The organism is Pseudomonas sp. G5(2012), assembly GCF_000408945.1.
GTDB lineage: Bacteria > Pseudomonadota > Gammaproteobacteria > Pseudomonadales > Pseudomonadaceae > Aquipseudomonas > Aquipseudomonas umsongensis.
This window is the reverse complement of record NZ_APIO01000039.1, coordinates 131,061-143,126: the sequence shown is the minus strand read 5'-3', so window position 1 is coordinate 143,126 and position 12,066 is coordinate 131,061. Positions and strand designations below refer to the sequence as shown.

The window sequence follows — 12,066 nt, the reverse complement described above, 5'->3', positions numbered from 1 at the left end:
GTCCTCCTGTTGAAACGGCGTCCATGATAAACACGACATAACGTTTTCCTCGTTGCTTCGCTGATCGAACACGTTTATCCAAAGTCGTAGTGAAATACCAAAGCGACGCTGATAATGTCTTGGCTACGTTCGTCAAACCATTAAGGGATGGAGGCGAAAATAGAAGCCCTGGAGCCGCGAACCTCCGGGGCTTTGTTTTTCTAGCCGGCAATCACGTAGGCAATCAACATATAGCTTCACAGCGGGCTGACGTGACTGGCTCCGACAGCGTGTTTATCGGGCCATAGCTGTAGGCAACAAACTCGACCAGTTCAACCTCTTCGTGTTGTCGCCTTTGATCGTCCCGCGTGTGCCGAGGAAGCCATCTCAATCCTTTTCTGACGCCACGCGGCCTTGCTGGTGAGGCGTCTGGACAAGTCCAACGAGAAAGGCATTGCCGACCATGCCAAGCGGTAGGTCTTGTGGGCGAAGGTGTGGATGTGATTTTTTGCGTTCCAATCATCGCGGCCCATCGTCCAGCTGTGTTTTGATTTAAGCAGTAGAGGCCATTCGGAATATCAACGTGATTGAACGGAGTTTTAGAATTCGATTTTCCGAGATCGAAACCACTGTGCCTACGGCACCAGGGCTTTATGAGATCGTGACTGATGAAGGCGGGCTGCTGAAGGTGGGTATCAGCGGCAACCTGCGCAGACGACTGTCTCAGCACAGGCAATCCCGGCAGTCTCGTCTCAAGCTTAAGGAAGGAGGGGATTGGAGCAACCCGAGTGACGTGATGAGCAAGCAGTCGATACTAGCGAAGCATTTGTTCTTCTATTCACCAGCCACTGGCTTCGATTTGAAAACAGAAGCTGGTAGGCAGGCCTTTCTAGAGCAGCGGTGTCATATCCTGGTGAAAGTAACTTCGACTCGGGAGGAGGCTCGCGAGTTGGAACGGGACATGGAGCAGAGCGCTACATATCGTTTCATGGGTATAACCAACAGTTTCCTGTCGTGCTGACTCCCATCCCTGTTCAGCTTTCAGTTACGCCAAATATGTTTCGCGGGCGGAGGCGACTGCTGGTTCGGGCTTATCTGGCCTGGCTCAGCCAGTAATGAAAACATCGTTAATCTACAGCGGTATTGATCATAATCTGATCTTACGAAAAAAATATTTCTCTTCTACGTTAAAGCCTGCCCTCGACCCGTCCGATTAGATGTTTAAGAACATTAGTGATGGTGACATTTATGAGTGAAGATAGGGCGCAACCAGCAGTGTTTTTTGCAGAACGCGAATTCATCTGTTGGCGTGGACGGGAATATGACGAACTGTATTCGTGCCAGGTATCCAGACAGGGAGATCACTACGTCAGGGTAAATTTAGACATCATGCCTATTAGGTTCGTCGACGCCGTAGCAGAGGATATCGCACGCTGTCTTTACGATGCTGTGCTCATTACCGTAGGAAATCTCGCAGGGTTTGTGCCAACGCCAGCAGATCGCGAATGTATGTTTGAGAGGACATATCGTAAAAGAGTGTCCGGAGAGTGGAGTTACTGCGCCAATGGCAGGTTTAACTGCCACGAGACAGAAGATGAAATCTATGTTGTTGAGCTCGCGATGGAGGAGAGCGACAAAACTGAGCGGGTGAGGGTCTACACGGTTGAGGACGGTGGAGTAGAGCTTGTTTTCGATTTCATGTGCTATTCGTTCAGCATGCACGACGCAGTGTGGCTTTCTAACGCTTTGATGGAGGCCATGGGACGTGAGCCTTTGGATACCTTGGAGACAACAAGTAAAAGTTGCAGGCCGATGGCTGGTTTCTATCCTGCTGAACTCTGTTTGAATGGTAGGTAGTCCGCTAGGATCCTAGCTAGGCAACCCATGCGCTGTTGCGGCTTGACCTGGTGATTACACGGTGTGGTCGATCTGGTTGAAATTCCTGCGCGCACCGCCTGCATACCTAATGGAAGTTAGGAAGGAGATCGAGTGCAATCTAGGCCGGTAAGCTTGATGCATCCTTCAGGATTTGTAGCTCACTGTAGTGGAGAGTGCTTCCGCCATGATGCGTTTGCCGAGTGACATGCCCCTTAGTGCCAAACTTCGCGGCAGTGAGAGGAGAGGTTGTATTCAAAGTGCTCTGCGCTCGAGTCGTCGCTTGAACAACGTTTCGGACGTTATCGATACGTCAATGATATGTCCCTTGCCGCTTTCAAAACACCTTCTCCGAGCACGTCTTTGCATCTCTAGTAGCAGTAACGAAAATATTTCTGATTAAATCATCTTTATTTGCGGTTTCTGCAGCGAGTTGATCTCTCTCGACGAGTCACGGCTAAACGCGGCGAAAGTATGGCAAAACGCGGCGTTTCGGGTTTGCTGTATAGGCACAGTTAAATCCCTCGACTAGTCTCTTGTTTTCAGCCGAGCCAAAGATTTGAGCATGAGCACATTTGAGCGTTACCACGACCTGATCAGCAACCCGAAGGCCTCGTTCTACGGGAATCCCATGTCCAACAAGCTGCTTGTCTCCACGGATGGACGCTTCCAGACCTTTTACGCCCCCTTCGACCATATCAACCGCGACGCCAAGGTCGTGATCTGTGGAATCACCCCCGGCAAACAGCAGGCGCTCAATGCGCTGGAGGAAGCGCGGAAGTCGCTACTCAACGGGGACAGCGTTGAGGTGGCCAAGGAGAAGGCGAAAAAAATTGGCAGCTTTTCAGGTGGTATGCGTCCCAACCTGGTCGCGATGCTCAACCACATTGGACTTGACGATCTGCTGGGGATTACCAACTGCTCAGACTTGTTTGGGGCCTACAGCCATCTTGCCCATTACACCTCGGCATTACGCAACCCTGTCTTCTTCGATGGTGATGACTACGGTGGCAAGCCATCCATGGTCAAGCAGCCAGCCTTGCTGAAGCAGATCGAGCTGACACTGGTCGAGGAGATCCGACAATTGGGCCCGGATTGCCTCTACGTGCCCCTTGGCGACGAGGTGTCGAAGGTGTTCACCCACCTTGAGTCGAAGGGCCTGGTAAACCCAGCTCAGGTGCTGAACGGTCTTCCACACCCATCGAATCGGAGTATTGAGCGAGTGCACTACTTCCTGGGCAAGAAAGAGCGGGCTTTGCTCTCACCGAAAACCGACGCTGACAAGATCGATGCCAATAAGGCGTCCATCCAGGCCAAGATGAAAGCCATGCGCTCGCGGTAACAGCGCAAGTACTGACGCTGATCGCGATTTCAGTCGTTCTCGCAAACCCGCTGGTAGTAAGCGGATTCGATCCCTGCAGATGATGGTCGCACCGGAGATGACCGTCCTAGAGATATGCGTGCCTTGACGCATCCAGTTGGTCATTAACAGAATGGCCGACTGCCACCTAGCTGCTGAATAGGAATGAGTCGTTTGCCATCATCAATCGTCACCCCGCCTATGTCTGAGCTCGACCCTTCGTCTGAGCTCGAGTCAGACCACGTCACATCCGAAGCTCTCTACCCGGATCCGGCCCGAGTCCCTCCATACGTTACCGCTGTAGAAGCCTCTTCCTTCGAGGGTAAACCGTTGGGCCAGGTCGAGGTTGAGATCGTGCCTATGACTGCCGACCACGTTGCCTGGTGGCATGACACGATGCAGCCCATGATCAAAGCGAGTTTTCGCACCGCTGTTGACCGAGCTGCTGATCCTGCAAAAAAGATCCGTGCTGATGTGAATTGGAATTGGAAGACTAATTTCTGGTTGCTGGACGTGCACAACCATGGGCATTTCAGTACACGTAATGCGCACCGAGCTTTTGGTCTCACGATGGTTACACGTAACGCGCTTGGCGAGCGCGTGCCCGTTGGCATGATGACCCTGGTGCCACGCTACCTGTGCAATTCAAACCAGTATGGTTCCAAGACCTATACGTGGTTCATTTCCTCTGCTCCTGAAGGCTTTTACAAGGAGTACTTCGGGGAACTGAAGCTAGAAGGGGTGGGTAAGGTGCTTTTTGACGCGGCCATCATTGCATCATATCGGGCTGGCTTAGATGGTTCGCTGCTCCTGCATGCTTCGCCGGGAGGTGGTAAGGGTTTGACAAGGCTTTACGAGAAATTGGGATTTGAGTCGATCGGCTTCAAGGTCTTGCCAATTACCCTATATCGCTGGCTAAACAGAAAGGGGTACATGCTGCTCAAAGCTGAGGGGGCAGCGAAGATCATCAAGGACAACGACTTGTATCGTCGTAAGGGCTACGTTGCTGACTGAGTGCATGGGCGATACAGAAACCCAGTATCAGATGTGCGGAGGCATTTGATTGATGCCAGACCCCTTTACGTCGGCTAGACCGCACATGCTAGGCTGAAGGAACACGGGAGAAGAATTAATGAACAGCGATGACGGCAGCATGAACCTTTTTGCCAAGGCCGTGAGCATGGTACTGGGGCGGAAATTCGACACTGGCAGTGACCTGGGTCTGGAGGAGCTCCGTGCGTTGGCGCGTGAGCTGGCGGCTAATCCTGATGCGACTGAGACCGAGCGCGTGTTGGAGGTCATGGAAGACCTCGGAGGCGGACATGAACCTGCGCTCAAGGTTACGAAGGGCGTGGCTCCCCTTGTCATTCAGCTGGATATTCCTGAGGCGCAACGGGTTCTGAAGAAAGGCCGGTCTTACGTCAGTAACAAGAAGCCTGATTTGTATCTTGGGATGTAGGCCATAGTCCTTAATGCTGGAGTTCGAGAGGTGCGTTCCCGGAACCCTTATCGGCCATTCGGGCTCAAGCACCTGCTAAATGAAAATCATGAAGTAGATCGAGTGCAAACCAGGCCGGTAAACCAATCTCCAGCCCATGTAGGTTAGATGGCGGGATCACCACTATCCCGAGCTTGAGTAGCCGGTTGAGTTGATCATTCGCTGTTGCACGTGGAAGGCCGGTGAAGGTTACGAATTCGGCGCGGGGTAGTGTGCCTTGGATTAACAGCGCTAGGAGCGCAGGCATCGTGTCTGGGCTGACGCCAGCTTTCGTCAATCGCGAGTCTGTTCTGTACGCATGGGTAACGGACTCACGAAGCTGGTGACGACTCAGAGCGGTTGTCATGTAATTTACTTCGTCATGGCAGACATCAAGCATGAAGTCGATGAAGGCTAGCTGCCTTCCGTCTGTGCGTTTTTGAGCACCCTCGAGTCCATCTTCACCAATGGGCTCATTCATAGCAGTAGCAGACTGGTACTCGCCCAGCCTACGGCCCAAGCCGCGCGAAAGCGACCACAGATGCGGGTGAAGTCCAAGCAGCGCGAAATGCTCGAACGTAAGAGCCCGAGCGAAAGCTCCGATGCCATTACGGGATGTTCGCCTATGGAGAAGCTTGTAGTGCTGACACACGGCCACGACGATGCGTCGACGCAGCTCCGGGATGTCACTGAAGGCGCGCTGATGGTGCTCAAGTACGAATTCACGCTCCAGCGATTCTGGCTCAGAAGGGTTCCCATCAATCAGGCTTGAATAATGGGCGTTGGTGATTTTCAGCAGTTCACTCAAGCATGCAGCTGTCTCTGGTGCGACCAGGCCAGCGAGGAAGGCAGTCTTCCTTACAAGCTCATCTGCTCGAGCCAGTGTCGCTGTAGGAATTGAACTGGGAGTGATGGGGTGGAGCCGGTGCTCAGTCATCTGCGCGAGTATCTGTAAAAGGGCATTGCTTCACTCATCATCCGCCGAAAGCGGAGAGTTGATGTCAACATCCATACCGCCGATCAAAGATTCGAGTCGAGCAATGAACGACGAGTCCAGAGCGATTAGACCCTCAGGGTTGCTCAGAATGTCGTCTTCCAACAGAGTCAGAAAATCACAAATATCCTGGTCATCCTTGAAGGCATCTGCGCGCTCTGATTCATTGCGAGCAAGGTACCTGGTAACAGGTGAGGGCTTTGAGTTGTTCATGGCAGTGACATTATCTACGCTTGAAGCTCTTGTCATGCTCTGGTTTCGTAAGTCGCAAAGTGGTGCCTGCTGCCGAGGGGGATGTCGCTGATTCGGGCCCTCGGCCCGGCTTGTCTGAGGTCTGTCAGAGGGACATTTAGATGCTGTTATCGATCAAGGAATATCAACCTGGCTCGCCCGCCTCTGATTGCATATGGTCTGCTTTAGGACTGCCTTCGCGCGGAACCAGACTGCATGAGCACATACACCAAGGCCTGCCTTTCGAGCACCTAGATAAGATTGCGACCCTACTGCATATGCAGCGAGGAGTGATCTCCAGATCCATTGGCTTGTCGCCCGTAACGTTGGCGCGTAGGGCGAAGACAGGGCGATTTACTACGTTAGAAAGCGACCGCTTGGTTGCACTGATAGCTGTCTTTGTGCAAGGCCTTCTCCTATTCGAAAACGATGCTGTTGCTGTTGCGCAATGGATGAACTCGCCGATTCTTGGGCTTGGATCGAAGCGACCTTTGGAGATGGTGGGGACTAGAGTAGAAACTGATGCCGTGCTCGATCTTATCGGTCGGCTGGAGCAGGGAGTTCTTGTGTGACGTTCCTCAGGCCCGGGCTTAACGCATCTCCTTATGCGCGGCTGCTCACAGACGTAAAAAACAGCGCCAATCCCTTCGGATCTGCGCGCGTGACTGAACCGGCAGACGACTGAGTGTGCGACCAGAGTCGATGCAACGGATCTGTGGCAGTGCGATCAGATTGTCTGGGATCGACCGCTCTTTTCGTCCCACGTCTCCAGAACGAATGCAGCGATGGTATGAGCCGCATGGATCGCCAGCCGAGCATGTCGTGGTTTGAGCTTGTAGGGTCGTTTTCCCGCACCGTGCGCCGAGCTGGCGTGAGTGCGCAGTGCACCAATGCCATGGACAGTCGCCACCACCCCCGTCACGATCTCCTGCAGGTCTCGCTCCTCAAGTATTGATGCGTCTAACCCCAGATCAGCCCTGACGATCTTCCAGACAGCCTGCAGATCCTGCTTGGCGGGCATGATGAGGTGGTCATGCTCTTCGATGTACACCTTGAACACCGATTCGAGGATGTTGCACGCTGCCGACACGGCCTCCCGTGGGCTCGACTCTATGTTCTTGATGGCACGCTCGAATTCAAAGTCGATGGCGCCGATATTGCGGCTCTTGATGAGCTCGGACAGCGTCTTGGTCGCTAGCCCCTCGCCCTTGGTGAGCATTCCTCCTGGGTTGTAGGTGAGTCCGGCACGCTCCAATCCATCCTTGATCCTGTTGATTTTTGCCTTCCGCTCTTTGGCTTGCTGCGGATTTATCCAGAAGCGCCCAGAGGTGTCTTCCTCATCTTCCATATACTTCTCGATAATGCGACCGACGATGGGTAGTGCATCCGCGCCGCATTCCTTGCTGATCCTGCGCAGCCACTCCTGCGCTTTGACGGCCTTGCTACCCTCCGGGGGATCGCCTGGAGCGTTGGCGTACATGAACAAGCTGTCCAAACTGGCATGAGTTTCAAAGGTTGAAACGGAGTCGGCAACTGCAGATATTAAGTATTGAGGAATAGTGTAAGTTTCCATATGTTGTCCTGACATTCCTAATGAGCATGCACTGAGTGTATCAGCGCTTCTTTTGAACTCTGGCTACTCTCTTGGCCTCGCCCATCAGCCAGTGCGCCACGCATTTCTTGTTACCCCTTCGGATACAAGGGATACCTTAAAGATACTCTCCAAATAGCCTTCGGGTATCCAATGGATATCCCTTTGATAGTTCGATGAAATTGGCTCGGCTCAATTGCTTGATAGCCCTTTGCGATCATCGAGTTTGAAGTGCTACCATCCAGTGGATTCAATATGAAAAGCTGTATTTATATACAGTCAAGTGTCGAATTTGGGTAATGTTTTACTGTCTATTCGTACAGTTATTTTCCGCCGCCAAGTGCTGTGGAAAACGCTGATCATCTCGCCATCAGTGCAGTCAACTCATCTGCTCGTGCTCCGAATGCGGTCGTGGAATTTTTATGGATAAATTGCCAGATAAGTTACCGTTTGATGCTACGAAGCTTTTCGAAGCACTCACGTATCAGCTTGTGGTCGCGCTTGAGTACTGCCACAAGCTGAAGAAGGGAAAGCGCTTGTGGGTCGAGGTTTTCGGGGATGTGACTCTGGAAGACGAGGCCCAGGTTGAGGTCAAGCTCTACGCCGATGCTTTGAGGGATGGCCACCAGAACATCTGGAACACCCTCAACAACTGGCTGAACAAGGCGTTTGACCATACGGCGTACGAAAGCCTGATATTGGTGACGAACCAGGAGTACTCGCCAAAGTCGACGCTGACCGATTGGAACAGCTGTGCCGCTGCCAATAAGCTCGCCTTGCTCACTGCGATCTACGACGGTGCCGAGCAGCGGTTTGTCGCTTCCAAGGCGAAAAAGCCTTCAGAGACCTTGGAGCTCTTACGATCCGTGATGGCTCCAGAGCTGAGGGATGATCTGCTTGAGGTGTTGGAGAGGGCGGTGTTCATCACTGGCTCGCCTTCGCTCAAAGAAAGGCTCGATGCTTACGAGCTTGATCATCTGAGGGTGATACGAGAGTCGAAGCGTCAATCCTACATCGATGACATCCTGGGCTTCATTGGCAGCACCCGGTATATCGATACCGGCTGGGAAATCACCTGTGAGGAGTTCACCGCCAAGACTGTTGAGCTGACCAAGCGGTACATGAAACATTCGAGCGTCTTCCCAGAGGTGGATGCTGAAGCGCTGAAGCAGACGATTGTGCTTGATGAGATTGCCAATCGGCCTTTCGTGCAGAAGATCCGCGAGATCGATGGCGAGTCACGCGTCAGGCACGCTGCTCTGCAGCTTTTGATTGCCGGTGAGGTCATTGATGAGCTGTACCAAGACAACCTGGCCTCGGATTTTGATATCAAACGCTATCAGAAAAACCATCTGGATCGTCATCTGGATGGTCGGCTAAGTGCGATGGTCGACTGGATGGACGAGACATGCCCCATCCAGCTGAAGCGTCAGTCACTGAAGTTTTTCTTCAAGCAGCACTCTGCAGAGGTGGTGCAGCTGAATACTTTCGAAGACACCACGACCGATTTCCGAAATGGCATTTATCACATGCTTGCTGACGTGAAGTCCGATGACGAGGAAAGAGAGTTTTACTGGAGGTTATGGCCGTGAGTATGAATGCCGCAGATCATATTTACACGTTGCGCCGAACGCCATTTGCCCTCGCGCCGATAATCCACTCCTTTTACGATCACTGGGATCCGACCGAGAAAGATATCCTACTGAGCTACTTGGTTTTGCCCTTGATCACCTACAAGCCTATCCACAAGTTTCTCCATTACGCGGGGAAAAATAGCTCGATCCGTACCTTGATGCAGGAACCCAGCCGGATTCTCGGTTTGGAGTCGCGGATCGAAGAATACAAGCCGATCACGAATGCTTCCCTACTCATCCTTAACTCGGAGCGGAGCATAAAGATCAATGAGGATATGTCGGTGGCTCCGCAAGGCAAAATCAGAGCGGAAAATGCCGATGCACAGTTGTTGAAGTACGCTCGGAAACTCGCAGTGGTGTTTACGGGTGAAAATGTCGTTTCTGTTTATAGGTCATTGGGGCTGAAATCGCTATGAACTGCTATGTAAGATATATCGGCGTCGTAGACAAGGATAAAAGACTTCACACTGTGGAGTTTTCCCGTGGCCTCAATATCATCACCGGTAAGTCGTCTACCGGGAAAAGCGCTATTCTGGAGATCTTTGACTACTGCTTGGGTAGCAGTGAAGACACTATTCCGGATGGTAAGCTGACTGAGCGTGGCGATACGTTCTTCACCGTTCTGCAGTTCCCGAGTCTGACGCTTGTGCTGGCGCGAGCAGCGGCATCCAAACGTTGCTTCCTACGCGAGGTCACCGGGTCAGAAGGAGAGAATGTCCTAGAACTCATGGGGCATGTTGAGTGTTTCTTTGACGATCGATATTACATCCATAAAGATGCATTCCTAAAGAGTCTCGGAAAGTACTTTGGCGTAACGCTGGAGAACATTGATAAAGACCCGATGTACAAAGAGGTCACGGGTAGCAAGGGTGCCACGCCATCTGTGCGCAGCTTCCCTTCGTTTATGCTTCAACACCAGAACCTGGTCGCGAACAAGCACGCCATTTTTTACCGATTCGATGAGAAGGTTAAACGGGATCAGGCCATCGATCACTTCAAGATATTCATGGGTATCGTGAAGGAAGAGTATTTTGATATCGCCAAGGATCTTACCGAAGCAGCCTATGAGCTTCGTCGGGTTGAGCTGAAAATCCCCAAAGACGAGAAAGTCAGGGAAGAAACAGTTGGGAAGTTCGGCAAGCTTCTCTCGGAGTACCAAGCGCTCGCTGGAGTCCCCCTATTCGAGATGACGGCTGATGAGATTTTCATCAAGCCAAGTCAGGCGCTCAGGCTGATGAACAGCACCCCAGTCTCTGTGGATGGGCTGGCCGATGATTACGAGAAGAGGCTCAACTCGTTGCGTGACCAAAAGGCCAAACACGTTGCCGACCTGCGTTCGGCGATCGGTCGTCTCAATCTACTTGAGCGTTCTGTCGAGCAGGCGAAGGGAATTGGTGTCTCGTATGCCTCGCTGACGATTCCCCGCTCCACTGACCTTGAGCACACGTTCTGCCCGGTGTGCGAGTCACACTCCGATATCCCGGAGGATCAGGCCAACAAGCTGACACAGGCCATCGAGTGGCTGAACACTGAACTGAAGCTTTCGTCGTTTGCGCGGGAGAGCCTGGGGCAGGAGAGTCGCGATCTGAGGAAAGATATCAAGGAATTTCGTCAGAAGCTCAAAGAAGTCCAGACCTCCCTCAAGCCTTTTGAAGAGCAGGAAAAGCGACTGGCCCAGGCCAGCTCGTTGGAGGATGCTCCGAAGAAAACGAAGCTGCTGCTTGAGATCGAAATCGACAGGTTCATCGAGAACCCGCCTTCTGACTTGAAGAAGATGAAGGATCATTGGGAGGCGGAGGTTAAGAAATACCAGGCCCAACTTGATGAGTATGATGTTGATATCGAGCTGGACAGGCTGGCGAGAGACATCAACAAGAAAATGAAAGAGCTTGGTAAGAAATTCCACTTCGAAGAAACGTACAAGACGGGTTCTCTAAAGTTTGACGTAAACAGCTTCGACTTGTGGCATGAGAAAGAAGCCTTCAAAAAGGTATTTCTCAGGTCTATGGGGAGTGGTGCAAACTGGGTTTATTCGCACCTTACTTTGTTCATGGCGCTACATTATCAATTTGCAGCCAGGGCCGATAAGTGCAAGATTCCGCCGATTCTATTCCTTGACCAACCTACACAGGTTTATTTTCCTGCCAAGGACGATGGCAAGACTTTTGTAGCTGATAATTTAAGGCCTGATGACACCAAGGGTGTCGCATTGCACGACGACATCGATGCGGTGTCGAACATGTTTACTCAACTTGCTAAGTTTTGTGATGATACTGCAGAGCAAACTGGTGTGAGGCCGCAGATTATCGTTTGTGATCACGCCGACGGACTCGACCTTGGGGAAGGTTATAACTTCGGTGATTTTGTGAGGCAGCAGTGGCGTACGCGTGGTTTTATCGCTGACTGACTTGCGGCTTTGAAATGTTTGCTCACAAACCGAAGGTTTAGAGGCTTCAGGTACGTAATGCGCAAGTAAATTGCGTGTTATGAAGCCTCTAATACTTTTTGAGATTCATCAGTTTGGTTTGCCTTTAGGAAGAAGCACGAATCCTAGACATCATCAACCTGGTGAGTCGGTGCTCGTTGGCGATCTCGGTCAGCGATGCAGAGATCTTCGAGAGCCAAAAGGCCGACTATGACCAATTCGAGTTCGGCCTGTAGGTTTTGAGGTCTACGATGTGAAAGTGTCCCGCTGGGATCGTACCAGCAGCACGTTCGTGTACGGGCAAGCCCACAACCCCAACTTCGCGGGTGGTGAAAGGCTCAGGTGACCCACTCGATCTTCGTTCGTCGCAAGACCTCGTAACGTTTCCGTTGTACCCCATCTACAAAGCCCGGCCTCACAACTGGGCTTTGTTGTTTCTGCACTCCTTGCTCATCTGGCGAGGCAAGGAAATAGAGCCATTGTTGGAGGCGTGCTCGGCC

12 protein-coding genes are annotated in these 12,066 nt (G+C 52.1%); 9 read left to right on the top strand and 3 right to left on the bottom strand.

Going from position 1 to position 12,066, the window contains the following annotated elements; translation table 11 throughout:
* Positions 1 to 562: 562 nt before the first annotated feature.
* The 5 genes from PG5_RS13295 to PG5_RS13275 all read left to right on the top strand — a co-directional run bounded on the left by PG5_RS13295 (position 563) and on the right by PG5_RS13275 (position 4,673).
* On the top strand, positions 563 to 1,000 hold the full coding sequence (locus tag PG5_RS13295) for a hypothetical protein (RefSeq protein ID WP_256228286.1): 438 nt from the start codon (positions 563 to 565) through the stop codon (positions 998 to 1,000).
* A gap of 227 nt (positions 1,001 to 1,227) precedes the next feature.
* On the top strand, positions 1,228 to 1,836 hold the full coding sequence (locus PG5_RS13290; protein WP_042955401.1) for a hypothetical protein: 609 nt from the start codon (positions 1,228 to 1,230) through the stop codon (positions 1,834 to 1,836).
* Positions 1,837 to 2,419: 583 nt separating this feature from the next.
* Positions 2,420 to 3,196 (top strand): hypothetical protein, encoded by a 777-nt coding sequence (locus PG5_RS13285; RefSeq protein ID WP_020797645.1) that lies wholly within the window; start codon positions 2,420 to 2,422, stop codon positions 3,194 to 3,196.
* 378 nt (positions 3,197 to 3,574) lie between these two features.
* Positions 3,575 to 4,228 carry a GNAT family N-acetyltransferase gene (locus PG5_RS13280; RefSeq protein ID WP_146023685.1) on the top strand — a complete coding sequence of 218 codons (654 nt, stop codon included), beginning with the start codon at positions 3,575 to 3,577 and terminating at the stop codon, positions 4,226 to 4,228.
* A gap of 118 nt (positions 4,229 to 4,346) precedes the next feature.
* Entirely contained in the window at positions 4,347 to 4,673 is a 327-nt protein-coding gene (locus PG5_RS13275) for a hypothetical protein (protein ID WP_020797643.1), read from the top strand.
* A 64-nt stretch (positions 4,674 to 4,737) separates the two neighbouring features.
* On the opposite strand, the gene PG5_RS13270 is transcribed toward PG5_RS13275, so the two are convergent.
* Together PG5_RS13270 and PG5_RS13265 are read right to left on the bottom strand one after the other, a co-directional pair.
* Positions 4,738 to 5,499, bottom strand: coding sequence for a hypothetical protein (locus PG5_RS13270; RefSeq protein ID WP_146023684.1), 762 nt, complete (start codon positions 5,497 to 5,499; stop codon positions 4,738 to 4,740).
* A 159-nt stretch (positions 5,500 to 5,658) separates the two neighbouring features.
* Positions 5,659 to 5,898, bottom strand: coding sequence for a type II toxin-antitoxin system PrlF family antitoxin (locus tag PG5_RS13265; RefSeq protein ID WP_052024686.1), 240 nt, complete (start codon positions 5,896 to 5,898; stop codon positions 5,659 to 5,661).
* Between the two features lie 140 nt (positions 5,899 to 6,038).
* On the opposite strand from PG5_RS13265, the gene PG5_RS13260 reads away from it, so the two are divergent.
* Positions 6,039 to 6,488 carry an antitoxin Xre/MbcA/ParS toxin-binding domain-containing protein gene (locus tag PG5_RS13260; protein WP_042955374.1) on the top strand — a complete coding sequence of 150 codons (450 nt, stop codon included), beginning with the start codon at positions 6,039 to 6,041 and terminating at the stop codon, positions 6,486 to 6,488.
* 155 nt (positions 6,489 to 6,643) lie between these two features.
* Here the strand turns inward: PG5_RS13260 and PG5_RS13255 are convergent, their stop codons facing one another.
* A complete protein-coding gene (locus PG5_RS13255) occupies positions 6,644 to 7,489 on the bottom strand; it encodes an abortive infection family protein (protein ID WP_042955373.1) in 846 nt (281 codons plus the stop codon).
* A gap of 440 nt (positions 7,490 to 7,929) precedes the next feature.
* Between PG5_RS13255 and PG5_RS13250 the strand changes: the two genes are divergently transcribed.
* From PG5_RS13250 to PG5_RS13240, 3 genes are read left to right on the top strand one after another with little or no spacing between them, the layout of a single operon-like run.
* Positions 7,930 to 9,099 carry a hypothetical protein gene (locus PG5_RS13250; RefSeq protein WP_020797640.1) on the top strand — a complete coding sequence of 390 codons (1,170 nt, stop codon included), beginning with the start codon at positions 7,930 to 7,932 and terminating at the stop codon, positions 9,097 to 9,099.
* Positions 9,090 to 9,557 carry a three component ABC system middle component gene (locus PG5_RS13245; RefSeq protein WP_042955372.1) on the top strand — a complete coding sequence of 156 codons (468 nt, stop codon included), beginning with the start codon at positions 9,090 to 9,092 and terminating at the stop codon, positions 9,555 to 9,557. The genes PG5_RS13250 and PG5_RS13245 overlap by 10 nt, the downstream gene beginning before the upstream one ends.
* Positions 9,554 to 11,548: a DUF3732 domain-containing protein gene (locus PG5_RS13240; protein ID WP_042955371.1), complete on the top strand. Its 1,995-nt coding sequence runs from the start codon at positions 9,554 to 9,556 to the stop codon at positions 11,546 to 11,548. The genes PG5_RS13245 and PG5_RS13240 overlap by 4 nt, the downstream gene beginning before the upstream one ends.
* Positions 11,549 to 12,066 lie beyond the last annotated feature (518 nt).